The organism is Halopseudomonas salegens (assembly GCF_900105655.1).
GTDB lineage: Bacteria > Pseudomonadota > Gammaproteobacteria > Pseudomonadales > Pseudomonadaceae > Halopseudomonas > Halopseudomonas salegens.
In genome coordinates this window covers 3,032,165-3,056,594 of the sequence record NZ_LT629787.1, presented here as the reverse complement: position 1 = coordinate 3,056,594, position 24,430 = coordinate 3,032,165, and the positions used below count along the sequence as shown (strand labels likewise).

The window sequence follows — 24,430 nt, the reverse complement described above, 5'->3', positions numbered from 1 at the left end:
TCTTGCGGGCTAATCGGCGCTAATGTCGAGATCATCCAGTGGGCGGTCCGCTTCCTCGGTTGCGACTACTTCGTGATAAACCAGATTGCAACTCAGTACGCCAGGCCGGTCATGCAGACTGGCCTGAAAATCAAGAATGCGTTTTTGTTGGTCGGTTTCCATGACCACGACCAGTTTGCCTTGGGGGCTTTGAGCACGGACCTCAATGCCTGGCTGACCGGTCAGATCCAGTTGCAGTTCGCTCATGCTCTCCGGTTTGACCTGCACCAGCAGGCTGGCGATATGGACGTAGTCAGCCATGTGGCGTCTCCAGGCTGATGGCATCGGCCGGGCAGCTGGCCAGGCAGGCGCCACAGCCAGTGCAGGCCGTAGTGTCGAGCTCAGGAGACGGGGGCTGGCCAAGGCGGGGACGAAAGCGGATGGCTCGTGGTTCGCAGGCATCGTCACAGCTTTGGCAATGAATACCCTGGTTGACCAGGCAGGCGGTATTGATCTGTGCTCGCCAGTCGAATGCCTGGCGGCTGAGATCAAACACCGGTTCGGGGCAGGCTTGCACGCAAGCCTGACACAAGCTGCAGCCGTTCTGGCTGAAGTCCATTTGCGGGAAACCGCCGTCGCCGCGGCGCAAGACCTGCTCGGGGCAGGCCTTTATGCAGGCATCACAGCGGCTGCAGCAGTCATTGAAATCACTGCCACTCCAGGGTGGATCAAGGTGTGGTCGGGAATCCAGTTGGCCGCGCAGGAGTCGCCGCCGGCTGAGACTGACAGACATGGATGCCTCCCTCTACAGGGGTGGCCCGGGCGGGCCGATAAAGGTATGCATCATCCAGATGACGAAACCGTAGCCGCCTACCAGGGCAACGGCCAGCAAAGGGAACAGAAAGACGGTAATGAATGCAAAGGCGCGAGCTTCGGCACCTTTGCTGTGCTGGCGATTCAATTCATCGTTATCGGCCATGCGCGCTCCCAGACTACCGGTAACCAGATGTTACCAGCCTAGACCATATAACCATGATTATGTAGGGGTAATGCGGGAGAGATGGGCCCTGTTGGCTGCAGGGCCCGGCATATCAGGCGTCGAAGAAAAACTTGTCTGCACCAAAAGCGGGCTTGAGGTGGTTCAGCCAGGTGGCTTGCTCGTTGTATTCGGCAAAGAAGGGGCGTTGTACCCAGTCCGGATTGCGGCCCTGAATCATGCGCAGCGCCAGCACTTTCTCACCATTGATCTCGGCGACGCCCTGGATCTCCACCTTGCCGGGGTGCGAGCTCATTGATGGACCGCGCGCGGTGCGGGCAATGCCGGACACCTGCTGCATGGCATCACGGTAGATCTCCCAGGCTTTGATCAGCGGCACTTCGAAGTAATGCTGGGCGCCAGTATCACGCTCGACAAACATGTAATAGGGAATAATGCCCAGCTCGACCTGAGTCTGCCACATGCGTGCCCAGGTGGCGGCGTCATCGTTGATGTGGGCCAGCAGTGGGCCCTGGGCGCGAATTTGGGCTCCGGTCGCCCGCACGCGGCGGATCGCCTCACGCGCAATAGCAGGCTCCAGCTCACGCCAGTGGTTGTAGTGGGCCATCAGCGCCAGGTGCTTGCCGGCCGCCTGTATTTCGCTGAACAGTGCCAGCAGGTCATCGGCGTCTTCATCGCTGACAAAACGCTGAGGCCAGAATGTCAGTGCCTTGGAGCCGATGCGAATGGTGCGCACATGGGCAAACTCTTCGGTCAGCAGAGGTTCCAGATGCGCGCGCAGGTTCTTGGTTTTCATCACCAGCGGGTCACCGCCGGTTACCAGTACATCGGTCACTTCCGGGTGCGCACGCAGGTATTCCTGCAGTTGACCGCTTTCCCGCGCGGCAATTTTCAGGTCCTTGTCGCCGACAAACTGCGCCCAACGGAAGCAGAAGGTGCAGTAACTGTGGCAGACCTGGCCCGAGCTGGGGAAGAACAAGACGGTTTCCCGGTATTTGTGTTGCAGGCCCTGCACGGTTTCGCCGTCAATCTGCGGAATGTTGTGTTCCAGCTGGCCGGCCGGGTGCGGGTTGAGGTCGGCGCGCACCTCGTTGATGACCTGATTCAGGCTGGCCTGATCGGCACCATCGCGCATCTTGCTGGCCACACGCTCAAAGTGCTCGGGTTTGAGCATACCGCGCTGCGGAAAGGTCAGCTGGAAGATCGGGTCGGCCGGAATATTCTGCCAATCGATCAGTTCGTTGATCACATACTCATTGACCCGGAACGGCAGCACGCTGGCCACGACCTGCATGTCAAAACGCTGCTCTTCGCTCAATTGCGCCAGTTGCGGTATCTGCTGCAGCTGGCGGGCGGTATAGACCTTGAAGCGCTGGGGCTCGACGTTCGGGGTCGTGTCGTCACGGGAAATAGCAACAATGTTCTGTCTAGTCATAGTTAGTACACTTAATATTGTTAGTCAGAAAATGTGTGGCAAACCGTTGGCGTGCCCTGAAGCAGAAAGGTCTCTGCAGAGCCAGTCCGGCGCGATATTGCAGGATGATTACAGGGCGGCAAGGCTGATTTCAGGCGCCCGTTGGACTTGGCGATCAATTTGGTTAGCCGGTTAATTTACCAGATAAGCTGTTTTATGTCTAAACAATGGCTGGCCGAGATCATTCATCTGATCAACGGAGGGGGGCATGGTCGTCAGCGCGCAGCCAGTGGCGTCGAACCAGAGAGCCGGTCAGCAGCAGGCCGGCCAGTCCAAACAACGGCAGCAGAGTGGATAGATCCAGCGACTGCTCGGCGAGTCGTGCGCTGACCATGCCGTGAACGGCGTAGGCATACACCAGCCATTTGATGCTCAGGCCTAGTACAGCGGCCAGTAGGAAACTGGTCAGTGGTAAATGCAGCACCCCGGCAGCCAGGTTGATAAAGGCATGCGGAAAAGCCGGCAATATGCGCAGGGCGCACTGGGTAAGAAAATCACTGCGTCTGGCCAGTAGTGTCAGAACCTGGCGGGCCAGGCGGTTCGGACGCACGGCCGAGCCCACCCGGTGTCCCAGCGCATAGGCGCCTGCTGCCCCGGCGACGCTCCCCATAACCAGTACCGGCACGCTGATCAGAGGAGAGTAAAAGGGCGCGATCAGCCAGAAACACAGGCTACCCGGCAAGCCGAAAGACATCAGCGCCGCCATCAGCAACAACAATGTAGGCAGCGTCGCGGAATGCCCGGCGAGGGCGATGCCCCAGTGCAGCAGCTCATCAATACCGATCGGCTGAAGTAGCCCGAGCAGCAGCAAGGCCAGCAGTCCAAGTAATGCATACAGGGGCCAGCGTGGCCGATGGTTGGCGAACATCTGTTTATCCGATGGGGAAGCTCACAGCCTATACTGGAGTGCCCCACGCCTATTGGCAATAAAGATGGCGTCGGGAACGGACGGCATGATGCGTGGGTCTGAGCAGGCAATTGGACAAGCATTCTAGGAGACATTCAATGAACAAGGTAACCGGGGTGCTGAGCGTGATGCTGGCAGTGGGTTTGCTGGGCGGCTGCAGTGGCGAACAGGGCAATGGTCAGGCGACGGCTCAGCCTGAGGTGAGCTTGCCGGCATTGACCCGGATCAGTGGCAATTTGACCTATTCCGCGCGAATTGCCCTCTCACCCGATGTGGTCGCAGTGGTGCAGGTTACCGGCGCCGAAGATAGCGACGATCTGGTGCTGGCCGAGCAGCGTATCCAGCTGGAAGGTCGGCAGGTGCCGATTGCCTTTGCGCTGGAGGTCGATGCCGAGACTCTGGCGCAGGCTGAAGACTGGCGCCTGCAAGCGCGGATTGAAGACGGTGGACGAACGCGTTGGCTGTCGGAGGCGCTGATGCTGGATCCGGCCAGCGGTGATCAGGCATTGGGTGACCTGGAGTTGATGCCATATCGTGATACGGCCATGACCAGTGTGATGAATTGCGGCCAACGACAGATACGGGCCGGTCATGATGGTGAAAACCTGGTGCTGGATGTCGCGGATGAACGCATTGTGCTCTTGCCCGTAGTGGCCGCATCCGGGGCCCGCTATGAAGCGAAAGGGGACCCGGATACCCGTTTCTGGAGTAAGGGCGAGCAGGCCCTGCTGACGCTCAAGGGCGAGGAATACCCGCTCTGCGTTGCCCAGGGTGCCTTGCCGCGCCCACTCCAGGCGCGGGGAAACGAACCCTTCTGGCGTATTGACCTGGACGACCAGTTGACGCTCCGTACGCCTGATGAAGAGGTGCGGGAACTGCCCTATGAGGTCGAGCGCCTGAGTGGCGACGAGTCACTGATCAGGTCGCTTGATCTCGGCCTTGAGCTACGTCTGCACCGTAGCCTGTGTCACGACAGTATGAGCGGGATGCCTTATCCCTATCGGGCCGAACTGACCCGGTCTGGTACCACCCATTCCGGTTGCGCCGGTGATCCCGAACAGCTGCTGCAGGGCACAACCTGGGTGGTCGAATCGATCAACAGCGCTGCACCGCTGGACGGATCACGGGTGACCTTGCGCTTTGCACCGGAGCAACGCCTGTCCGGCGTTGCCTCCTGCAATAACTTTATGGCCGGCTACCAACTGAGCGGGGAAGGCTTGAGCCTGCAGCAGGTGGCAACAACCAAGAAAGCCTGTGAATCGGCGCTGATGGACCAGGAGCAGACGGTGCTGGCATTCTTGCAGGGCGTGCAAGGTTTCAATATTAACGAAGATGGCGAGCTGGTGTTGTATAGTGCTGAAGAGCAAAGCCTGACAGCGCGACAAGCGGACTGAATGGCTGCGCCCTTTGCTGACACCCGCACACAAGGAAACCCTCTATGCTGGCGCTGATACTTGGCCTGGTGATTTTTCTCGGTATTCATTCAACCAAAATGCTGGCTCCGGCCTGGCGCCAGCAACAGATTTCGCGGATAGGCCTGCTGCCCTGGAAAGGGCTGTATTCGCTGGTTGCGCTGCTGGGCCTGGTGCTGATTGTCTGGGGCTACGGCCAGGCACGTATGGCGCCGGTCTGGCTCTGGGAGTCACCCACCTGGACCCGCCACCTGGCCGCCTTGCTGACCATCCCGGCGTTTATTCTTCTGGTAGCGACCTATATACCGGGGTCACACATCAAGGCACGGGTTGGCCACCCGATGCTGCTGGCAGTGAAATTCTGGGCCATCGCGCATTTGCTGGCCAATGGCACGCTGGCCGATCTGTTGTTGTTTGGTGGCTTTCTTGTCTGGGCTGTGGTCCTTTATATTGCCTCACGCCGGGATGACCGCGCGAGCGGTTATGTGCCTCCTGCGGGCAAGGTGACGCGGGATATTCTGGTAGTGATTGTCGGCCTGGTGTTCTGGGTGATATTTGCTATGTGGTTACACCTCTGGCTGATTGGTCGGATGCCGTTTGCCATGGGCTGAAATCCGAGTGACAGCTGGTTTGGCGCTGGGTAAGGTAGAGTAACGATCAGCGTCATCTTTCCCTGAACTGGCCAGGAGCCTTGCATGCAACTGCTGTACCCCGAGATCAAGCCTTATGCCCGGCATGAGCTGGCGGTTGAGTCGCCGCATGTGCTCTATGCCGATGAAAGTGGTGAGCCGGATGGCCTGCCGGTGGTTTTCATTCACGGCGGTCCGGGCGCTGGCTGCGATAGCCTGAGCCGGCGCTTCTTTGATCCTTCACTGTATCGCATTGTCACCTTTGATCAGCGGGGTGCCGGGCGCTCAACCCCACATGGCAGCCTGGAAAAAAACACCACTGCCGACCTGGTGGCTGACCTGGAAAGGTTGCGCGAGCACCTGGGTATTCAGCAGTGGGTACTCTTTGGCGGCTCATGGGGGTCAACCCTGGCGCTGGCTTATGCGCAATCGCATCCCGAGCGGGTTCTGGGTATGGTGTTGCGGGGGATTTTCCTTTGCCGGCCGAGTGATATTCACTGGTTTTATCAGCAAGGGGCCAGTCGGGTTTTCCCGGATTACTGGGAGGATTATCAGGCACTGATTCCGACTGAGGAGCGTGATGACATGGTCGCAGCCTATTATCGCCGTCTGACGGGTGATGATGAGATCTGTCGCATGCACGCGGCCAAGGCCTGGTCGACCTGGGAAGGGCGCTGCGCCACGTTACGGCCCAGCAGCAAGGTCGTAGAGCGCTTCAGCGAGGCCCGTCGAGCCTATGCGTTGGCACGCATTGAGTGCCATTATTTCCAGCATCAATCATTCCTCGAGCAGGATCAGCTGCTTGCCAATATGCACAAGATTGCGCACATCCCCGGTGTGATTGTGCATGGCCGTTATGACATGGTGTGCCCGTTGGACAACGCCCTGGCGGTGCATCAGCTTTGGCCTGGCAGCGAGTTGCAGATCATCCGTGATGCCGGGCATGCGGCCTCCGAGCCAGGCATCGCCGATGCACTGGTTCGCGCTACCGAAAGTATGGCGCAACAGCTGCTCGACCTGACGCCGGTAGCCGAGTAACGGATGAAAGCATTGTTGCAGCGGGTGACCACTGCCCGTGTCGAAGTCGCCGGGGAAGTGGTCGGCTGCATTGATCAGGGGCTGCTGGTGCTGGTCGGGGTTGAGCCGGGTGATGATCAGGCCAAGGCTGACAAGATGCTGCGCCGCTTGCTCGATTACCGGGTATTCAACGATGCCGAAGGCCGCATGAATTGTTCATTGCGCGATGTCCGGGGCGGGCTGTTACTGGTTTCACAGTTCACCCTGGCAGCTGATACCCGTAAAGGGCTGCGTCCGGGGTTTTCCACTGCAGCTGCCCCGGCAGACGCCGAGGCGCTCTTCACTTATATGCTGGCGCAGGCTGAGCAGTCACATGCGCCAGTGGCCAGCGGGCGTTTTGCCGCCACTATGCAGGTGCATCTGGTCAACGACGGCCCGGTTACCTTTCTGCTGGAAGTCTGAAACCTCAGTCTTCGTTTGCCAGAGCTTCGGCCACAAAGTCCAGCCGGTCCTGACCAAAGAACATGTTCTCGCCAACAAACAGAGTGGGTGCGCCGAACACCCCACGCTCGATGGCTTCTGCTGTAGTGGCCTTGAGTTGATCCTTGACTGCCGGATCTTGCACTCGGGTCATGACTTCCGCGCCATCAAAGCCGGCTTTGTGCAATACGCCCGCAACGACCTCTGGTTTGCCCATATCCAGCTCCTCGACCCACATGGCCCTGAAGATGGCTTCCAGGTAACGCTCGAAATCAGCGGTATGCAAATAGGCTGTGGCTCCGCGCATGAGCATCAGGGTGTTGATCGGAAAGTGGGGGTTATGCTTGAGGGCCACGCCATAGCGCTTGGCGAAGCGCTGGAAGTCCTGCCGGGTGTAATTTCCCTTGGCGGCCACAGTGCCGGGTGAACTGTTGCCGGTAGCCTGAAACACGGCACCCAGCAGCATCGGCTTGTAGTTCAGTTGTGCCTGATGGTTCTCAGCCAGCGCGGGTAACTGGGTCCAGGCCAGATAACTGGCCGGACTGCCGACATCAAAATAGAAATCAATGCTTTTGCTCATGGTGGCTCCTTCAGAAAGTTTCCATCCAGGGCCGCAGATCCAGCTCGTGGGTCCAGCAATCTTTTGGCTGGCAATGCAGCTGCCAGTATTGCTCGGCGATGTGCTCAGGGTCGAGGATGCCGCCCTGGTCTTTCAAGGCATAACGTTCGGGAAAATTGTCGCGGATAAAATCGGTATCAATAGCACCATCAATAATACTGTGGGCGACGTGGATCCCCTGCGGGCCCAGCTCGCGGGCCATGCTCTGGGCCAATGCGCGCAGGGCAAATTTGGCGCTGGAAAAGGCGGCAAACCCACTACTGCCGCGCAATGAGGCGGTGGCGCCGGTAAAGATAATGCTGCCGTGCCCGCGCGGCAGCATGGCTTTGGCGGCTTGGCGGCCGGTCAGAAAGCCGGCGAAGGCGGCCATTTCCCAGACCTTGCGATACACCCGTGCTGTGGTGTCGGTGATACTGAAACGCACATTGGCGCCGATATTGAACACCACCACGTCCAATGGGCCGATCTCGGCTTCAATCTGGTTGAACAGCGCGATCATGGCCTCTTCATCGCGGGCATCACAGCCAAAGCCGTGGGCCACGCCCCCCGCAGACTGAATACTGTCTATCAGGGGTTGCAGAGCGTCACGCTGGCGGCGGGTGACGCAGACGCTATAGCCCTCACGGGCAAAACGCTGGGCGATGGCGCCACCGGTGGCGTCGCCGGCGCCGATGATCAGAGCTGCAGGTGCGGTAGACATAAAGGCCTCTTTTGTCAGCCATGGACGTATTGGTGGGCGCTGATTAAGGAAACACTGATTCAATCAGTTCAGCGTTGCAGTCCGGTTGTCGCTGGCCGGTGCTGGACACGCCGTGAACCCATCCCTGGGGGCTCGTAGATGCCATCCCTGGCATCTAACGGTCCAGCACCGGCCAGCGACAACCAGCCTGTTGCCGAAATGTGTAATTAATCAGTGTTTCCTTAACAGTGCTCAGTAGCTGTGCCGTATACACATAAGTTCCTTTAAGGAACCTATAGGGATAGTGGGTTCCTTTTTAGAACCTGTCAAGTTATTCTGCACGCATCACACAGGAGTTTCTTATGCGTTGGGAAGAACTGGATCAGCAACCCTGCTCACTGGCACGCAGTATGGCGGTGGTCGGTGACCGCTGGACCTTGCTGGTGTTGCGCGACTGCTTTCTGGGGGTACGGCGGTTCGAAGCCTTCGAAAAGCGCCTGGGGATTACCCGGCATATTCTGACCGACAGGCTGAAGAAGCTGGTCGAGCATGGTGTGCTGTGCAAGCAGGCCTACCAGCAGCGGCCCCTGCGGGAAGAGTACCGTTTGACCGAGAAAGGCCTGGCGCTGCATCCGGTGATTCTGGCGCTGGTGCATTGGGGTGATACCTATATGATGGCCGACGAGCAGGGGCCACCGGTTGTCCATGTGCACAGGGAGTGCGGCCAGATAATGCAGCCAGTCATGACCTGCTCCTGTTGCGGTGAGGCGGTCGGTGCGCGGGATATCCGCGTTGAGGTGGGTGCTGGCTGGCCGGCGACCGAGGTGCTGCCGCAAGCGTCTCAGCGTGGCGGCTGAAAGGCAGCGCGGGCGCGGGTTGCGGCATCACGCCAGGCGCAGCCGGGCAGGTGGTCGTTGATCAGGCCCATGGCCTGCATGAAGGCATACATTGTGGTCGGGCCGACAAAAGCCCAACCGCGCTTTTTCAGCGCTTTCGACAAGGCGATGGATTCGGCTGAGGTGGTCTGGCTCTGGGGTGCCGGCAAACTGTGCGGGTCAGGTTCGAAGGACCAGACAAAGGCAGCCAGCGAGCCGGCTTCGGCGAGCAGTTCCGGCATCCGGCGGGCATTGTTGATCACCGCTTCGATCTTGCCGCGATGACGAATGATGCCGGCATCCTGCAGTAGTCGTTCAACATCCGCCGGGGTAAAAGCGGCGATGCGCTGATAATCGAAGTCGGCAAAGGCTGCCCGCAGGTTGTCACGCTTGGCAAGGATGGTGCGCCAGCTCAGGCCGGCCTGAAAACCTTCCAGACAGAGCTTTTCAAACAAACGCTGGTCATCGTCTACCGGATAACCCCATTCGTTGTCGTGGTAGGGCAGAAAGTCCGGCGTGCTGGCGCACCAGCCACAGCGCGGCTGGCCATCGTCGGCGTGATACAACGGCAGTGACATGGTCGGTTCCTTGCGTGGGGGGGATGGCAGACAGTCCAGTGTAGTCGCTGACCGTTGCTCAGAACAATCGACCAATCAGTGCAGTGACGGCGGTTTCCACCCGCAGAATGCGATCACCCAGATGCACGGGTTGCAGGCCCGCTGCTTGCAGCTTCTCGACTTCATAGGGTATCCAGCCGCCTTCCGGGCCGATAGCCAGCAGGGTCGGCTGTTGCACGTCTCGCGGACAGGCAGTCGCGGAACCGGGATGTGCGAGCAGGCTGAGTATGTCACTGCTGAGCGCGGGTAGATGATCTTCGACGAAGGGTTTGAAGCGCTTTTCGATGCGCACAGTGGGTAGTCGAGTGTCACGCGCCTGTTCCAGACCCAGCAGCAAGTTTTCGCGGATGTTGGCGGGTTGCAGGAAGGGTGTTTGCCAGAAGCTTTTCTCTACCCGGTAGCTGTTGAGCAGTATGAGCTCGTCGACGCCCAGGGTCGCACAGTGCTGCAGGATGCGGCGAAACATTTTTGGCCGGGGCATGGCCAACAACAGGGTCAGTGGCAGCTTTGCCGGGGGTGACTGATCGAGCTGCACGTGCAGGCGGGCCTGATCAGCCGTCAGTTCAAGCAGTGCACCACTGCCCATCAGGCCGTCGATCTGACCAACTCGAACATGATCGCCTGCGCTTGCCTGATGCACCTCGTGCAGATGTTGCAAGCGCCGGCCACGCAGAACAACTTGATCCTCTGCGACAAAATCATCGGTATCCAACAGCAGCAGGTTCATTCCTGCTCCGTGGCCCTGGTGTCCGCGTCGGCTGGTTTCTTCACCGGCTTGATCAACAGGCTGAACAGAATGCCGACCTCGTAAAGCAACCACATCGGCAATGCCAGCAGGGTTTGAGAGATGACATCCGGGGGTGTCAGCACCATACCGGTGACGAAGCAGCCGACCAGAACATAGGGGCGGATATGGCGCAGCTTGGCCACATCAACGACGCCAGCAAGGACCAATAACACGGTGGCAACCGGAATCTCGAAAGCAAAACCGAAGGCCAGAAACAGGGTCAACACGAAATCAAGGTACTTGTTGATGTCGGTCATCACGGCCACACCGGCGGGCGCAGTGCTGGTGAAAAAACCGAAAACCAGCGGGAAAACGACAAAGTAGGCAAAGGCCATGCCGGCATAGAAGAGCACGATGCTCGAAGCCAGCAAGGGTATGGCAATACGCTTCTCGTGCTTGTACAGGCCAGGTGCAATAAAACTCCACAGCTGGTGCAGTACAAAGGGCATGGCCAGAAACAACGCCGAGATCAGCGCGAGTTTGAACGGCGTCAGGAAGGGCGAAGCCACATCGGTGGCAATCATGCTGGTGCCTTCCGGGAGGAAAACCCGCAAGGGCTCTGAAATGAACGCGTAGAGATCGTTGGCGAAATAGAACAGACCGGCAAAGATCAGCATCCACACCAGTACGATTCGCAGCAGACGCGAGCGTAATTCAGTCAGGTGTGCGACCAGCGGCATGTTTTCCGCCAGCCCAGAGAGGTCAGCCTTTTTCTTCATTGCCAGCCTGGGTGTCATTTACGGGTGGAGTGGCGGTTTCACTTGCCGCATCAGGTGCTGCCGTTCGGTCATCCCGGGTGTCATCAGAGGAGGCACGCTTGCGCACATTGCTGGCTGTTTTTGGCGCAGGCTGCTGGTCCAGCGCCTCGGCGCGTCGGGTTGCCTCCCCGGCTTCCCGCTCCTGCTTTTCCAGGTTGGCCAGAATCTTCTCGTTATGCAGCTGTTGGCGTATTTCGTCGGCGCCGACTTCCTTTTCAATCTGTTTCTTCACATCGGCAAACCCGCGCTTGATGCGCCCGAGAGTCAATCCTACGGCGCGCACAGCGACCGGGAGACGCTCTGGGCCAAGCACCAACAGGGCAATGATCGCCACCGCCAGCATTTCGATAAAGCCGATGTCAAACATGGGGCATCAGTCTCGGGATTGGGAATCCTGACGTTTTTCCTGGGCGTTCACGTCCAGGGTCTCACCCTTGTCATCCAGCTCGGGTTTGCGTTTATCGTCTTCTTCGGTGTTGACCGACTTGCGAAAGCCCTTGATGGCTTCCCCAAGGTCACTGCCAACGCCTTTCAGGCGTTTGGTACCAAACAGCAGAATGACGATGACCAGTACGATCGCCAGTTGCCAGATGCTTATGCCGCCAAAACCCATGCTGTCCTCCCGGGCTTTTGCCCGTTACTGTTGGCGGGACGCCTTTTCAGCCAGACCGGAAAGGTCGAAGCGGCGTTCCAGTTCGTTCAGGATATCATCCGGGCCGAGGCCCAGATGACTGAGCATGACCAGGCTGTGAAACCACAGGTCGGCCGTCTCGTAAATCAGTTCGGACTTGTCCGCGCGGTTGGCGCAGTCCTTGGCGGCAAGCAGGGTTTCCGTGCATTCCTCGCCGACCTTTTCCAGAATCTTGTTCAGTCCTTTGGCATGCAGGCTGGCGACATAGGATGAATCCGCTGCGGCCGCTTTACGTTGTTCCAGAACCGCTGCCAGACGGTGCAAGGTATCACTCATGGGGCGCCTCATAGATGCGTGCCGGATCTTTCAGGACCGGGTCGACGCTGTGCCAGGCACCGTCGCGATAGACCCGATAAAAACAGCTTTGCCTACCGGTATGACAGGCGATACCGCCCAACTGCTCCACCTGCAGGGTGACCACGTCGGCATCACAGTCCAGACGCAACTCATGCAGCCGTTGCACATGGCCCGACTCTTCGCCTTTGCGCCAGAGTCTATTACGCGATCGTGACCAATAGATTGCACGGCTTTCGGCAACCGTCAACTGCAGTGCTTCGCGGTTCATCCACGCGACCATAAGGATGCGCTGGCTGTGCACATCCTGAGCGATGGCAGGAATCAGCCCGTCTTCGTTCCATTTGATGGCGTCAAGCCAATCGGTATTGTCAGTCTTGTCTGTCATGAATTCAGTGTGCCAGTTTTCGGTGCGTCTGCGCTATCCTGGCCTTGATTACCGGCCGTCAGGGCGCAGGACAAGCCAGACACCGAGCGCCAGGCTTAGCCAATGCAAGGGTTGTGCCTGCACCCAGGCGTCCGGCTCGGCTCCCAGGCTGGCAGCTGCGGTTGCAGCCAACGCCAGGCCGAGCAGGCGCAGGGGCCAGGGGTTGCGTGCGGGCGGCTTACTTTGCTCCGCTTTGCTGTGCTTGTCCAGCAGCAGGCGTGCCTTCTCGAGCATGCCGGGGACTTGCTCCAGTTGCAGGTTGAGCTTGCGCAATTGCGCCTGCGGCATGGCGCGTTCGCGCATCCAGCGTTCCAGGTAAGGCTGGCCGGTAGTCCACAGGTCCAGGTCGGGATACAGCTGGCGACCCAGGCCTTCGATATTGAGCAGGGTTTTCTGTAGCAACACCAATTGGGGCTGGACTTCCATATTGAAGCGGCGCGCGGTCTGGAACAGGCGCAGCAGCAACTGGCCGAAGGAAATATCCTTCAGTGGGCGCTCGAAGATCGGCTCGCAGACACTGCGGATGGCCGCCTCGAATTCGTTGATGCGGGTTTCCGCCGGCACCCAGCCAGAATCAATGTGCAGTTGGGCAACGCGGCGGTAGTCACGCTGGAAAAAAGCCATCAGGTTGCGCGCCAGGTAATCCTGGTCTTCCGGGTTCAGGCTGCCGACAATGCCGAAATCGATAGCAATATATTGTGGCTCCCAGGGGTGCTTGCGCGCGACAAAAATATTCCCTGGGTGCATGTCGGCGTGAAAGAAGCTGTCGCGGAACACCTGGGTGAAAAAGATTTCGACCCCGCGCTCAGCCAGTTTTTTCATGTCGGTGCGCTGGTCTTGCAACGCCGCCATGTCAGTCACCTGAATGCCGTCAATGCGCTCCATCACCAATACCTTGTGGCGACACCAGTCCCAGTACACCTGGGGTACATAGAGCAGCGGTGAGTCAGCAAAATTGCGCCGCAATTGTGAGGCGTTGGCGGCCTCACGCAGCAGATCCAGTTCGTCAAAAATGGTTTTTTCGTAATCACTGACCACTTCTACCGGCCGCAGGCGGCGGCCCTCCGTGGAGACCCGGGCAAGCAGACGGGCGGCGAGAAACAGCCATTGGATATCCTGATTGATGGTGTCGCCAATACCCGGGCGAATCACCTTGACCACCACCTCGGTTCCATCCTTGAGACAAGCACTGTGTACCTGGGCGACCGAGGCGGACGCCAGTGGCTGGTGATCAAAGCGGCTGAACACCTGCTCGATCGGCTGCCCCAGTTGCTGCTCGATACGTGTGCGGGCGGCGTCCGAGGAGAACGGAGGGACCTTGTCTTGCAGGCGAGCCAGCTCAAGGGCGATATCATCAGGCAGCAGGTCCCGGCGGGTCGAGAGAATCTGGCCAAACTTGATAAATACCGGCCCCAGATCCTCGCAGGCTCGGCGCAGGCGTTCACCACGGTTCAGGTCACGTGGGGCCGGTCGCAAACGCCAGGGGCCGAGAGCCAGCAGCAGGCGCACAATCCAGGGTAACGGCAGAGTGGTCAGCAACTGGTCGAGCCGATAGCGGGCAAAGATATGCAGGATACGAAACAGGCGAAAAATGGCGGTTAAATTCATGCGTCGCGGTCTTCCGGGTCCATTTCCAGACGTTGGATGCGCGCTTCCAGACGATCCAGTTGCAGGCGCAGGGCGTGAATCTGCTCGCCACTATAGGCGGCTTCATTGTTGCCGACCAGGTGACGGCTTTCCTCGGTCAGGTATTCGCCCAGACTCTGGCTCAGGCTGCGGCCCGTGCTCTGACCCCATTGCCAGCCCTTGTGCAGGCTGCTGCCGATGATGTGCGCAGGAACCGGGCCCAGCCAACGCGCCAGTTCGGCTTCTCCGTCCAGCCGCAGATCAGCAATGATGCGTTGCAGACTGATCAATACCTGGCTGTCACCGCTCAGTTGCAGTGCCGGGTCCTGCAACAGCTGCTGGCGTTGGCTACTGAAAGCCAGTCGTATCAGCAGGCTGCTGGGCGCTTGCAGGCTGCAGTCAGGCTCCCGTTCACTCTGGCCCAGCAACTGTATGCCGTGCGCATCGGGTAGCAGATAGAGCTGCCAGTCCGGGTCACTGGCTTGCACGAACAGCACCTTGCCTTCTAGCTGGCCCAGGCGTTGTCCGGTCAGTGGGTCGCGGCTCACGGCTGCAGCGATGCTGCGTTCCGCGCCGGCTAGCAAGGCCTGCGACAACATCAGGGCTTGATGCCCCGGTGCAGGGCAACGATACCGCCGGTCATGTTGTGATAGCTGACGCGGGCAAAGCCGGCCTGTTCAAGCATGGCCTTGAGGGTTTCCTGGTCCGGATGCATGCGAATGGATTCTGCCAGGTAGCGATAACTATCGGCATCCTGAGTCACCAGCTTGCCCATAAAGGGCAGCAGCTTGAACGAATACTGGTCGTAGGCGGTGGAGAGCAGCTTGTTGCCGGGTTTGGAAAACTCCAGCACCAGCAGGCGACCACCGGGTTTGAGTACACGCAGCATGGACTCCAGTGCGCGCTCCTTGTTGGTCACATTGCGCAAACCGAAGGCAATGGTGATGCAATCAAAGTGGTTGTCAGGAAAGGGCAGGGTTTCCGCATCGGCCTGGACAAAGCGCACATTGCCGGCAATACCCTGATCGAGCAGACGATCACGGCCAACCTTGAGCATGGAGGCATTGATGTCAGCCAGTACCACTTCACCTGTGGGGCCGACCAGGCGCGAGAATTTGCGCGTCAAGTCGCCGGTGCCACCGGCAATGTCGAGCACCCGGTTGCCGCTGCGCACGCCGGAGAGCTCAATGGTAAAGCGTTTCCACAGGCGATGGATGCCCGCTGACATGAGGTCGTTCATCAGGTCATATTTGGCGGCGACGGAGTGAAACACTTCTGCGACCTTGTGCACCTTTTCGGCTTCGGGCACGGTCTGGTAACCAAAGTGGGTGGTGCTCTGCTCTTGTTGCTTGTCGCTCATTGCGGGCCTCTGGGCTGGTGAAACCGTCAGGGTCTGTTGCGCTTGCTGCAACATGCAATACAGCGTCAACAGACGCTGGTCATTCTACCCGTTTTTTGTCGTTGGCGGGGTTTTCACCTGTCAGGGGATGACCTGTGTCGTCCTTTGCGGCATCCTTGCAGGAATATTACGTTATCAAGAGAGAGCAACATGGCGACAGTAGACATTACCCGCGATCATCAACTGGGCAAAGAGAAAGCCCGTGAACGGGCTCAGCAGCTGGCTGACAAGTTGGCGCAGAAGCTGGATGCCAAATGCAGCTGGCAGGGTGATGAACTGACCTTCAAGCGCAGTGGCGCTGATGGTTGTATTGTGGTCAGTGAGGATCAGGTGCGGGTCAAGGTCAAGCTGGGCCTGATGCTGACGCCGATGGCCGGTATGGTCAAAGGCGAGGTCGAGAAGGCGCTGGACAAGTATCTGGCTTGAGGGCATTCAGAAGAAACGCTGATCAACTGCACATTGCTTTGGAAGTGGCGGGCAACGCCGCTTGGCACGGAATCAAATTGATCAGTATTTCCGTGCCCAGACTTTTTTTTGCATCTTCCGCAACTTTTTTCCCGATTAGTATGTGTTTTCTAATTCTCCTGCGTAGCTTATGCATCAAGGATCGCTGTTTGATCCATTGCAAGTACCTTTTAAATCTACGTACTGGAGATTGATCATGAGCAAATCTACTACTGCTGCAAAAATCGAAGACAACGCCGCCACTTTCGCTGCTGACGTAAAAAACTACGCGCATCAGATCTGGTTGGCCGGCCTCGGTGCCTATGCCAAAGCAGGCAAGGAAGGCGCTGAGTATTTCAAGAAGCTGGTTGAAGAAGGCGAGTCTGCCGAAAAGCAAGGCAAGGAACTGATTGCTGGCCGTGTCGAAGCTGCCAACAGCAAGGTTGAGAGCTTCAAGGAAAAGTTCCAGGCCAAGACTGGCGGCCGCCTGAACAAGGTTGAAGAAGTGTTCGACGACCGTGTTGCTTCTACCCTGTCACGCATGGGTATCCCGAGCAAGAAGGATGTTGACCAGCTTTCTGCTAAGCTTGATGATCTGAGTGCTGCACTCAAATCACTGAGCAAGTAAAGCCACAGAGGAGTGTTCCCATGGCGGGTAAGAAGAAAGCAGATAAAACAGCAACAGGTTCCGGTTGGGTCAGCGAGATCGAGAATTACTCGCGGCAGATCTGGCTGGCTGGTCTTGGCGCTTATGCCAAGGCTGGCAAGGAAGGCGTCAAATTGTTCGAAGGCTTGATCAAGGACGGCGAAGCTGCAGAAAAAGCAGCCAAAACCGAAATCGACAAGCAGGTCGATACGCTGAAAGGCAAACGCAAGTCTGGCAAGGAAACGCTGGATGATGCCAGGTCCAAGGCTGATCAGGCCAAGGGCAAGCTGACCGGCAAATGGAATGAGCTGGAATCTGCTTTCGAGCAGCGCCTGAACAGCGCTGTATCCCGCCTGGGTGTTCCGACCCGTGGTGAGATTCAACAGCTGGACAGCAAGATCGATGAGCTGACCAAGCAGATCAGTGCGCTGGCAGCAAAAAAACCGGCAGCCGCCAAGGCTGCACCGAAAGCAACACCTTCGGCAACTGCCCGGCGCAAGCCAGCCGCCAAACCGGCGGCCAGTGCAGCGGCGAGCAAGCCAGCGACACCGGCCAAACCCAAGGCCCCGGCCAAGCCAAGGGCGCCTGCCAAACCGCGGGCAACTTCGGCTAAGCCCAAAGCACCGGCCAAGCCCAAGGCAACTCCGGCGGCAACCAAGCCGGCTACGCCCAAGGCAACCCCGGCGGCGGACAAGCCAGCGGGTAGCTGAATCTGGTTTGCTGTTACTGTGAAAAAGCCCGGCTTCGTGCCGGGCTTTTTTATGCTTGCTCGTAACGTTCTATCAGCGCTTGCAGCCAGTCGCGGGTCGGTTCATCCAGCCAGGGCAGGATAAGGCCGAGTACTTGAATCACGCCCTGACTGGGTTCTTCTTCGGCATCGGAGCTGTTGCCGCCGAGGCGACAGTAGTCCAGCCAATACACCAGCGTCTGACACTGGCTGTCGAGCAGGCGCTGTCGGCTGGCGCTGTCAGTCAGCAAGTGGCCGTCACTTTCCAGGGCAACCAATTGCTGATCAAAGCGCCGACGCAAAGCCAGCAACCAGAGCTGCATGCCTTGCTCGACTGCATCATAGCGGCCCATCAGGCTGGACAGGTCACGGAACAGAAAGCGGTACTGGATGATGGCTTCGAACAACAAGTGCAGAAACAACCAGTAGTCTTCCGGTTCCTGTGTGTCGGGTTCTTCTTCCGGGAGCAACAGGCCGCGCGTCGTGGCCATGAAGTGTTCCAGCAATTCTGCGATGATGGGCTCTTTGCCCTTGAAGTGGTAATACAGGTTGCCGGGGCTGATATCCAGTTCATTGGCCATGTCCAGCGTGGTTACTGTGGGTTCGCCCTGTTCGTTGAACAGCTCCAGGGCGCAGTGCAGGATGCGTTCACGGGTTTTCATCGATGGGCCTCACAATTCATGGACATAGCGGCCGGGAGCCGCCTGTAAAACCGGAAAGTGGGTGCTACCCAGTTGCCTGGGCGCTGATTGCTGGTCACCGCTGAAGGGCGCAAGCCAGGCCAGCCAGTCGGCCTTCCAGTCACCCGGTTGCACGCGTTGCAGATGTTGCCAGTCACTGGCGCTGCCCGCGCTGACAGGACCGCTATGGTAATAGCTGCGTTGGCAGTCAGCCGGATTCAGCAGGCACTGGATATGCCCTCCACTGGCGAGCACGAAATGCTTTTCACCACCTAATCGCGCTGTGGGATAGGCCTGCTGCCAGGGGACGATATGGTCGCGCTCAGCGCCCATGTGCCAACTGGGCAGGGTGATCTGGCTGATATCCAGTGGGCAGCCATGCAATTGCAATGCGCCAGGGCTGGTCAGCGGGTCGTGTTCGAACAGATGCAGGAAATCATCCACCAGGCGGGCCGGCACTCGGGTGTTGTCCTGACTCCAGAACAGTGTGGCGCGGTCATCCGGGGTTTGTCCCAGTGCATAGCGTTGCACTGCCTGTGGCCAGACCAGCTGCTCGGGGCGTAGCCAGGCGAAGGCAGCATTGAGTTGCCGGGCACTCAAATAGCCCTGGCGCCAGATACGCTGGCGCAGGCGTTGCAGGGTGCGAGGCCCCGCCAGGTGCAGTAGCTCACTGCGCAACCCGCTTGCCAGAGGGGTAATCAGGTAGCTGGCACTGGCCAGTGTGTGCAGTTCGTCGCGGGCGGCAAGCCAGGCTTGAAACAGCAGGCTCAGCAGGCCGCCGCTACACACGCCAAGCAGATTGAGCTGTGGACTGACACACATCAAACGGACCTGGTCACTGGCTTGTCTGATACCGGCAATATAGGTATCCATCCCCCAGTTGCAGTGACTCGGGTTGGGGTTGCGCCAGCTGATCAGGAATACTTGTTGCCCTTGATCCAGGGCGTGTCGTACCAGGCTATTGTCGCGTGCCAGGTCCAGCAGATAGAAGCGATTGAGTGGTGGTGGAATGATCAGTAAAGGCGTGCTCTGTACCTTGGCAGTGGTCGGTTGATACTGGATCAGTTCATACAGGGGTTGGCGACTGACAACGGCGCCGGGGGTAGTAGCCAGGTCTTGGCCGAGGTGAAAGGCGGTGTCGTCATTCAGCGGTGCCAGCGGTCGATTCAGGCTCAGGTCAGCCAGCAGGTGCTGCATGCCCTGGCACAGGCTGTGTCCCCGGGTGGCCTTCAGCCTGGCAATAAGCTCGGGATTCAGCAGGCTGTTGCTGGGTGCGCTGGCAGCAGCCAGTTGCCGCCCTAGCCAGGCCAGTGCCTGGCGCTCCTGTTCATTGATCTGCAGCCCGCTTAGCCACTCACGTCCCTGGGCACAAGCCGCCAGCCAGCAGTGCAGCAGATACCCCGTGATGCCTTGCTGCCAATCCGGGTGTTGGAAGCGCCGGTCAGCCGGACTGGGAGACAGCCGTTGGCTGGTTTCTGGACAGAGCCGCTGGAACAGGGCTACCAGGTGCTGTGCGTGGTAGCCCGGTTGCTCCAGAAGGTCGCGCACCACGGCGGCGGCCAACTGCCGGAGATCCAGTCCGGGTTGTTGTGGCGCAGGCACGTAATGGCGTTCGGGCATCCAGCAGTCCTTGATTGGATACGACAATGAGGCTGCGCTCAGTCTACCCCAATTATGACTTGCCGAGGGCCTTGCCCATGGCCGGACGAATCACCGCACGTTGCCGTTCTTCGGCAAGGAAACGGGAAATGATCGGTGCCACGGTATCTGCACGGGTAATCAGGAACAGGTGACCGTCATCAATCACGTGCAGCTCGGAGTTGGGGATCCGCCAGGCCAGCAGGCGCATGTTGACCAGCGGAATGATCGGGTCATCATCGCCGGCCAGGATCAGGGTTGGTTGCTGAATCTTGTGCAGCCAGTGCACGCTGGTCCAGCCAAGACCGGCAAACAGTTGCCAGTAATAACCGATTTTGCCGGATGAGCGTACCTTGGCAGCGTGCGCCTTGGCCAGGTTCGGGTCGCGGCGGAAAGCGCCGCCATAGATATCGGCGGCAATCTTTACCCCATGTGAGGGTTGGATGTAACGTCGTGGGCTGGCCATTTTCAGCAGTACCTTGGGCCTGCCAGGCACCATCACGGCACCAGCCGACGTGGCGGCAAGGATCAGTTTCTTGCAACGCTCGGGATAGTCACGGGCAAATTGCTGCGCCAGCGCCCCGCCCCAGGAAACACCGATGGCATTGACCTGACCGTAGTCGAGGTAATCGAGCATGCGTGCAGCAAGTTTGGCCAGGCCGGGAAAACGGAAAGGTGTTGCCGGCGTCGATGACCCGCCGACCCCGGGCACGTCAAAAGCGATAACTTCCAGCTCCGGGTCCAGCGCTCTAACGAAGGGCATGACCAGCTCCAGGTTGGCGCCGATGCCGTTGAAGATCAGCAGCGGAGTTGTGCCCGGCTTGCCGGGACGCACTGCAGTACGCAGAAACTGGCCGTCCAGGTCTAGCGTGCGAAAAATAAAAGCTTGGGGCATGGTTATATCCGCCTGGGGCTTCGCAGCGAAGCCCGATTAATATCCACCCGTAGTGGGTGTCGCCTCCTAGCGCTCGTGCACATAGGTGCCAGGGGCCTCTTCCATGGCCGGGTACTTGGCATTGCCGAGTTCAGTTGCTGCCGGGACGCGTTTGCCGCCGCGCGCATGCAGCCAGTCTCGCCAGTAGAGCCACCAGGAGTCCGGATGCTTGGTGGCGCCTTCCAGCCACTTTTTCGGGTCGGCGTGCATTTCGCTGTTGGTAAAGAAACGCCCCTTGGGGTTGCCCGGCGGATTGAGAATACTCTGGATATGCCCGCTGGAAGACAAGACGAATTCGCATTTGCCACCCATCAGGTTGGCCGAGCGATAGCAGGCTTCCCATGGCGTGATGTGATCGGTCAAGCCGGCGATGCAGAAGAAGTCACATTTCACTTGTTTGAGATCAATCGGTGTACCACAGACTTCCAGCGCCCCGGGTCGGGTCAAGGGGTTGGTCTTGTACATTTCCAGGAACTCGCCATGCAGCGCAGCCGGCAGGCGAGTGGTGTCATTGTTCCAGAACAGGATGTCGAAAATCGGCGGCTCATTGCCGAGCAGGTAATTGTTCACCCAGTAATTCCAGATCAGGTCGTTCGGCCGCATCCAGGCAAACACCTTGGCCATGTCCTTGCCTTCGAGAACGCCATTCTGGTAGGTATTGCGGCGGGCCGCTTCAAGCGTTTTCTCATCGGCAAACAGGGCGACCTGGGTTTTAACGTCCGTATCCAGCACACTGACCAGCAAGCTGAACGAGTGTACTTTTTTCTGCTTGATGGCGGCCAGGTGTCCAAGGAGGGAGACAGTGGTCAAACCACCGGAGCAGGCGCCAAGCATGCTCAGGTCCTTGCTGCCGCTGATGTCGAGTACCACATCAATGGCTTCTTTCAGGGCGTCAATGTAGGTCGACAGGCCCCATTCGCGCTGCGCCTTGGTCGGGTTGCGCCAACTGACCACGAAGGTCGACAGGTGATTGCTGGTGAGAAAGCGTGCCAGGCTTTTTTCCGGCGACAGGTCAAAGACGTAGAACTTGTTGATCTGGGGTGGCACCACCAGAACCGGACGTTCGCAGACTTCTTCGGTCAATGGCTTGTACTGGATCAGTTCAAGCACTTCATTGCGAAACACCACCGCGCCCTTGGTAACGGCCAGGTTTTTGCCGACTTCGAAAGCATTCATATTGACCTGGCTGGGCATGCCGCCGTTGTGCACGATGTCTTGGGCCAGGTGGGTCAGGCCGTCGAAAACGCTTTTGCCACCGGTCTCGAAGAAGCGCTTGATCGCTGCCGGGTTGGCTGCTGTGTTGGTTGGCGCCATGGCTTCGGTCAGCAAAGAAATCACGAACTGCCCCCGACTGATATCCTCTGGAGACAGGTCTGCGGTGCTGATCCAGGTCTGCAGTTCTTTACGCCAGGCCAGGTAGCTCTGCATATAGCGGCGATACAGTGGGTTCTGGTTCCAGGTCGGATCGTTGAAGCGTTTGTCATCCGGTGTCGGTGCCAGCTCTGACTTGCCGAGCATGACGTCCTTGATCGCCAGACTCAGGCGGCCCATATGCTTGAGGCTGTGCACCGGTTGGCGCACAGTTTGCCGCAGTACCTGACGTGCGGTACTGATCAGGTCCTTGGTCGGAATACCGACCACCGGATTGGGGCCGAGAATGTTCTCGCTGGCCTTTTTGGCAACTTCTTCTTGGTTTTTTTCCTGGGCCATGGGGCGACTCCATCAAAGGGATAGGGCATACATCGCGGCGAGCCAATGGCCCGCAAGTGAATTCTGGCAATAAGCTGTTGCATCTGTGAGACAAATTAGCACGCGCAGAGGGACCTGTTAACCGACTTTTTAGCCCAATAGTGGCTTTTTAGTCAGTTTTCAGATGGCTGACGCAAAAAGACGGGTCAGGGAGTAAAGCGAACGACCGAGACTTCAGGGTCACGACTGGCACCGGCAGCGGCTAACTGGTCAAGGTAATCCTGCCAGCGCCGGGAGTATTCGTTGGCCAGCTGGAACAGGTAATCCCAGCTGTACAGGCCGGAGTCGTGGCCGTCGTCAAAGGTCAGCTTGAGGGCGTAGCGCCCCGCTGCTTCCACGTTCACAAGCGCGACATTCAGCTTGCCGGTTTGCAGCACCGGGCGTCCGTGACCGCGAACTTCGGCAGAGGGCGACATGACGCGCAGATATTCGGCTGGCAACTGAAAAACCTGCCCGTCGTTATAACCCAACTCCAGCAATCGAGAGGCTTTGTGCAGCTTGATGGTGGTGGGGACGGGCATGGGAAACTCCTTGGGCTACCAGCTGCAAGCCCCCGGCATCAGGCTGTACCGGTCGCTTGCGGCTGGTGGCTTGTTACTTCATTCAGAGGATATAACGCGACAGATCTTCGTTCACTGCCAGTTCCCCCAGGTGTTCGTCGACATAAGCGGCATCGATCACCAGTGGCTGCTCTTTCTGTTGGCTGGCGAGATCTGCGGCGCTGTAAGAGACCTCTTCAAGCAAGCGTTCCAGCACCGTATGCAAACGGCGGGCGCCGATGTTCTCGGTCTTTTCGTTGACCTGCCAGGCGATTTCAGCCAGTCGGGAAATGGCATCCGGAGCAAATTCCAGGGTCAGACCCTCTGTCGCCATGAGGGCACGATATTGCTCGGTCAGCGAAGCATCGGGCTCGGTCAGGATACGTTCGAAGTCGCCCGGCGACAGTGATTGCAGTTCGACCCGGATAGGCAGACGGCCCTGCAGTTCAGGGATCAGGTCCGAGGGCTTGGTCAGGTGGAAGGCGCCGGAAGCAATGAAAAGGATGTGGTCGGTTTTCACCATGCCGAACTTGGTGTTGACCGTGCAGCCTTCGATCAGCGGCAGCAGGTCACGCTGCACACCTTCCCGCGAAACATCGGCCCCGCTGCCGCTGTCGGCGCGCTTGCTGACTTTGTCGATTTCGTCGAGAAATACAATGCCATTCTGCTCGACCACATCGATGGCACGGCTCTTCAGTTCGTCTTCATTGACCAGCTTGGCGGCCTCTTCATCACGAATCAGCTTGAACGCATCGCGTACCTTGAGGGTGCGGGTTTTCTTGCGCCCTTTGCCCATGCTGGAGAACATGTTCTGCAGCTGGCTGGTCATTTCTTCCATGCCTGGCGGGGCCATGATGTCGACGCCGACCGGCATGTCATTGACTTCGATCTCGATATCCTTGTCATCCAGCTGACCTTCACGCAGGCGCTTGCGAAACAGCTGGCGGGTGTTGTTGTCTTCCCGTACCGGTTCGTCACCGGTGCCCTGCCGCGCCGGGGTCAAGAGCGCGTCGAGAATACGATCTTCAGCAAGGTCTTCGGCGCGATGGCCGACCTTGGCCATGGCCTGTTCACGCAGCATCTTGATGGCGGCATCAATAAGGTCGCGGATGATCGATTCGACATCACGGCCAACATAGCCTACTTCGGTGAACTTGGTCGCTTCTACCTTGATAAAGGGGGCCTGGGCCAGTTTCGCCAGACGGCGGGCAATTTCGGTCTTGCCGACCCCGGTCGGGCCGATCATCAGGATATTCTTCGGGGTTACCTCGGCGCGCAGGCTGTCAGGCAGTTGCTGGCGGCGCCAGCGGTTGCGCAATGCAATGGCTACCGCACGCTTGGCATCCTGCTGGCCAATGATGTGGCGGTCTAGCTCATGCACGATCTCTCGGGGTGTCATGGACATG

Annotated in this window: 31 protein-coding genes; 8 read left to right on the top strand and 23 right to left on the bottom strand. The window is 58.7% G+C overall.

Annotated features, from left to right (window positions below):
* Positions 1 to 9: 9 nt before the first annotated feature.
* The 5 genes from BLU07_RS14160 to BLU07_RS14140 form a co-directional block, all read right to left on the bottom strand.
* Positions 10 to 300, bottom strand: a complete 291-nt coding sequence (locus BLU07_RS14160; RefSeq protein WP_157719208.1) for a chaperone NapD — start codon at positions 298 to 300, stop codon at positions 10 to 12.
* The gene (napF, locus tag BLU07_RS14155; RefSeq protein ID WP_092388062.1) at positions 293 to 772 is read right to left on the bottom strand and encodes a ferredoxin-type protein NapF; all 480 of its coding nucleotides are present in this window, start codon (positions 770 to 772) and stop codon (positions 293 to 295) included. The genes BLU07_RS14160 and napF overlap by 8 nt, the downstream gene beginning before the upstream one ends.
* Positions 773 to 784: 12 nt before the next feature.
* Positions 785 to 958 (bottom strand): periplasmic nitrate reductase, NapE protein, encoded by a 174-nt coding sequence (locus BLU07_RS14150; RefSeq protein WP_092388059.1) that lies wholly within the window; start codon positions 956 to 958, stop codon positions 785 to 787.
* A 112-nt stretch (positions 959 to 1,070) separates the two neighbouring features.
* Complete coding sequence (locus BLU07_RS14145) at positions 1,071 to 2,411, bottom strand: KamA family radical SAM protein (RefSeq protein ID WP_092388056.1); 1,341 nt, start codon at positions 2,409 to 2,411, stop codon at positions 1,071 to 1,073.
* Positions 2,412 to 2,643: 232 nt separating this feature from the next.
* Positions 2,644 to 3,318, bottom strand: a complete 675-nt coding sequence (locus tag BLU07_RS14140) for a VTT domain-containing protein (protein ID WP_092388053.1) — start codon at positions 3,316 to 3,318, stop codon at positions 2,644 to 2,646.
* A 137-nt stretch (positions 3,319 to 3,455) separates the two neighbouring features.
* Between BLU07_RS14140 and BLU07_RS14135 the strand changes: the two genes are divergently transcribed.
* The 4 genes from BLU07_RS14135 (at position 3,456) to dtd (ending at position 6,877) form a co-directional block, all read left to right on the top strand.
* Positions 3,456 to 4,751: an META domain-containing protein gene (locus BLU07_RS14135; protein ID WP_092388050.1), complete on the top strand. Its 1,296-nt coding sequence runs from the start codon at positions 3,456 to 3,458 to the stop codon at positions 4,749 to 4,751.
* A gap of 44 nt (positions 4,752 to 4,795) precedes the next feature.
* Positions 4,796 to 5,380, top strand: coding sequence for an NnrU family protein (locus BLU07_RS14130; RefSeq protein WP_092388047.1), 585 nt, complete (start codon positions 4,796 to 4,798; stop codon positions 5,378 to 5,380).
* 84 nt (positions 5,381 to 5,464) lie between these two features.
* Positions 5,465 to 6,436 (top strand): prolyl aminopeptidase, encoded by a 972-nt coding sequence (pip, locus tag BLU07_RS14125; protein WP_092388044.1) that lies wholly within the window; start codon positions 5,465 to 5,467, stop codon positions 6,434 to 6,436.
* A 3-nt stretch (positions 6,437 to 6,439) separates the two neighbouring features.
* Positions 6,440 to 6,877 (top strand): D-aminoacyl-tRNA deacylase, encoded by a 438-nt coding sequence (gene dtd / locus BLU07_RS14120; protein WP_092388041.1) that lies wholly within the window; start codon positions 6,440 to 6,442, stop codon positions 6,875 to 6,877.
* Positions 6,878 to 6,881: 4 nt separating this feature from the next.
* On the opposite strand, the gene BLU07_RS14115 is transcribed toward dtd, so the two are convergent.
* Positions 6,882 to 7,475 carry a 2-hydroxychromene-2-carboxylate isomerase gene (locus tag BLU07_RS14115; RefSeq protein WP_092388039.1) on the bottom strand — a complete coding sequence of 198 codons (594 nt, stop codon included), beginning with the start codon at positions 7,473 to 7,475 and terminating at the stop codon, positions 6,882 to 6,884.
* A gap of 10 nt (positions 7,476 to 7,485) precedes the next feature.
* Entirely contained in the window at positions 7,486 to 8,214 is a 729-nt protein-coding gene (locus tag BLU07_RS14110; protein WP_092388035.1) for an SDR family oxidoreductase, read from the bottom strand.
* A gap of 341 nt (positions 8,215 to 8,555) precedes the next feature.
* Here BLU07_RS14110 and BLU07_RS14105 point away from each other — a divergent pair, with 341 nt between their 5' ends.
* Complete coding sequence (locus BLU07_RS14105) at positions 8,556 to 9,050, top strand: winged helix-turn-helix transcriptional regulator (protein WP_092388032.1); 495 nt, start codon at positions 8,556 to 8,558, stop codon at positions 9,048 to 9,050.
* Here the strand turns inward: BLU07_RS14105 and BLU07_RS14100 are convergent.
* From BLU07_RS14100 to ubiE, 10 genes are read right to left on the bottom strand one after another with little or no spacing between them, the layout of a single operon-like run.
* Entirely contained in the window at positions 9,035 to 9,646 is a 612-nt protein-coding gene (locus BLU07_RS14100; protein WP_092388029.1) for a DNA-3-methyladenine glycosylase I, read from the bottom strand. The genes BLU07_RS14105 and BLU07_RS14100 overlap by 16 nt on opposite strands.
* A gap of 58 nt (positions 9,647 to 9,704) precedes the next feature.
* The gene (locus BLU07_RS14095) at positions 9,705 to 10,412 is read right to left on the bottom strand and encodes a 16S rRNA (uracil(1498)-N(3))-methyltransferase (protein WP_092388027.1); all 708 of its coding nucleotides are present in this window, start codon (positions 10,410 to 10,412) and stop codon (positions 9,705 to 9,707) included.
* Positions 10,409 to 11,191 carry a twin-arginine translocase subunit TatC gene (gene tatC, locus BLU07_RS14090; RefSeq protein WP_197675014.1) on the bottom strand — a complete coding sequence of 261 codons (783 nt, stop codon included), beginning with the start codon at positions 11,189 to 11,191 and terminating at the stop codon, positions 10,409 to 10,411. Before tatC ends, BLU07_RS14095 begins: the two co-directional genes overlap by 4 nt.
* Positions 11,175 to 11,597 (bottom strand): Sec-independent protein translocase protein TatB, encoded by a 423-nt coding sequence (gene tatB / locus BLU07_RS14085; protein WP_092388024.1) that lies wholly within the window; start codon positions 11,595 to 11,597, stop codon positions 11,175 to 11,177. The genes tatC and tatB overlap by 17 nt, the downstream gene beginning before the upstream one ends.
* A 6-nt stretch (positions 11,598 to 11,603) precedes the next feature.
* Entirely contained in the window at positions 11,604 to 11,843 is a 240-nt protein-coding gene (gene tatA, locus BLU07_RS14080; RefSeq protein ID WP_092388021.1) for a twin-arginine translocase TatA/TatE family subunit, read from the bottom strand.
* A 24-nt stretch (positions 11,844 to 11,867) separates the two neighbouring features.
* Positions 11,868 to 12,197: a phosphoribosyl-ATP diphosphatase gene (locus BLU07_RS14075; RefSeq protein WP_092388018.1), complete on the bottom strand. Its 330-nt coding sequence runs from the start codon at positions 12,195 to 12,197 to the stop codon at positions 11,868 to 11,870.
* A complete protein-coding gene (gene hisI, locus BLU07_RS14070; protein WP_092388015.1) occupies positions 12,190 to 12,603 on the bottom strand; it encodes a phosphoribosyl-AMP cyclohydrolase in 414 nt (137 codons plus the stop codon). Before hisI ends, BLU07_RS14075 begins: the two co-directional genes overlap by 8 nt.
* A 48-nt stretch (positions 12,604 to 12,651) precedes the next feature.
* The gene (gene ubiB / locus BLU07_RS14065) at positions 12,652 to 14,250 is read right to left on the bottom strand and encodes a ubiquinone biosynthesis regulatory protein kinase UbiB (protein WP_092388012.1); all 1,599 of its coding nucleotides are present in this window, start codon (positions 14,248 to 14,250) and stop codon (positions 12,652 to 12,654) included.
* Positions 14,247 to 14,816: a ubiquinone biosynthesis accessory factor UbiJ gene (locus BLU07_RS14060; RefSeq protein WP_157719207.1), complete on the bottom strand. Its 570-nt coding sequence runs from the start codon at positions 14,814 to 14,816 to the stop codon at positions 14,247 to 14,249. Before BLU07_RS14060 ends, ubiB begins: the two co-directional genes overlap by 4 nt.
* A gap of 50 nt (positions 14,817 to 14,866) precedes the next feature.
* Positions 14,867 to 15,628: a bifunctional demethylmenaquinone methyltransferase/2-methoxy-6-polyprenyl-1,4-benzoquinol methylase UbiE gene (gene ubiE / locus BLU07_RS14055; protein ID WP_092388006.1), complete on the bottom strand. Its 762-nt coding sequence runs from the start codon at positions 15,626 to 15,628 to the stop codon at positions 14,867 to 14,869.
* A gap of 189 nt (positions 15,629 to 15,817) precedes the next feature.
* Here ubiE and BLU07_RS14050 point away from each other — a divergent pair, with 189 nt between their 5' ends.
* From BLU07_RS14050 to BLU07_RS14040, 3 genes are all read left to right on the top strand, one after another.
* On the top strand, positions 15,818 to 16,093 hold the full coding sequence (locus tag BLU07_RS14050; protein WP_092388003.1) for a polyhydroxyalkanoic acid system family protein: 276 nt from the start codon (positions 15,818 to 15,820) through the stop codon (positions 16,091 to 16,093).
* Positions 16,094 to 16,328: 235 nt separating this feature from the next.
* Complete coding sequence (locus BLU07_RS14045) at positions 16,329 to 16,739, top strand: phasin family protein (protein WP_092388000.1); 411 nt, start codon at positions 16,329 to 16,331, stop codon at positions 16,737 to 16,739.
* 20 nt (positions 16,740 to 16,759) lie between these two features.
* The gene (locus BLU07_RS14040) at positions 16,760 to 17,467 is read left to right on the top strand and encodes a phasin family protein (protein WP_092387997.1); all 708 of its coding nucleotides are present in this window, start codon (positions 16,760 to 16,762) and stop codon (positions 17,465 to 17,467) included.
* Positions 17,468 to 17,516: 49 nt separating this feature from the next.
* On the opposite strand, the gene BLU07_RS14035 is transcribed toward BLU07_RS14040, so the two are convergent.
* The 6 genes from BLU07_RS14035 to hslU all read right to left on the bottom strand — a co-directional run bounded on the left by BLU07_RS14035 (position 17,517) and on the right by hslU (position 24,429).
* Positions 17,517 to 18,146 (bottom strand): TetR/AcrR family transcriptional regulator, encoded by a 630-nt coding sequence (locus BLU07_RS14035; RefSeq protein WP_092387994.1) that lies wholly within the window; start codon positions 18,144 to 18,146, stop codon positions 17,517 to 17,519.
* A 9-nt stretch (positions 18,147 to 18,155) separates the two neighbouring features.
* Positions 18,156 to 19,784: a PHA/PHB synthase family protein gene (locus BLU07_RS14030; protein WP_092387991.1), complete on the bottom strand. Its 1,629-nt coding sequence runs from the start codon at positions 19,782 to 19,784 to the stop codon at positions 18,156 to 18,158.
* A gap of 52 nt (positions 19,785 to 19,836) precedes the next feature.
* Positions 19,837 to 20,697: a poly(3-hydroxyalkanoate) depolymerase gene (gene phaZ, locus BLU07_RS14025; protein ID WP_092387988.1), complete on the bottom strand. Its 861-nt coding sequence runs from the start codon at positions 20,695 to 20,697 to the stop codon at positions 19,837 to 19,839.
* 66 nt (positions 20,698 to 20,763) lie between these two features.
* A complete protein-coding gene (phaC, locus tag BLU07_RS14020) occupies positions 20,764 to 22,446 on the bottom strand; it encodes a class II poly(R)-hydroxyalkanoic acid synthase (protein WP_092387985.1) in 1,683 nt (560 codons plus the stop codon).
* A gap of 185 nt (positions 22,447 to 22,631) precedes the next feature.
* Positions 22,632 to 23,006: a gamma-butyrobetaine hydroxylase-like domain-containing protein gene (locus BLU07_RS14015; RefSeq protein WP_092387982.1), complete on the bottom strand. Its 375-nt coding sequence runs from the start codon at positions 23,004 to 23,006 to the stop codon at positions 22,632 to 22,634.
* An 82-nt stretch (positions 23,007 to 23,088) separates the two neighbouring features.
* On the bottom strand, positions 23,089 to 24,429 hold the full coding sequence (gene hslU / locus BLU07_RS14010; RefSeq protein WP_092387979.1) for an ATP-dependent protease ATPase subunit HslU: 1,341 nt from the start codon (positions 24,427 to 24,429) through the stop codon (positions 23,089 to 23,091).
* Position 24,430: the final 1 nt, after the last annotated feature.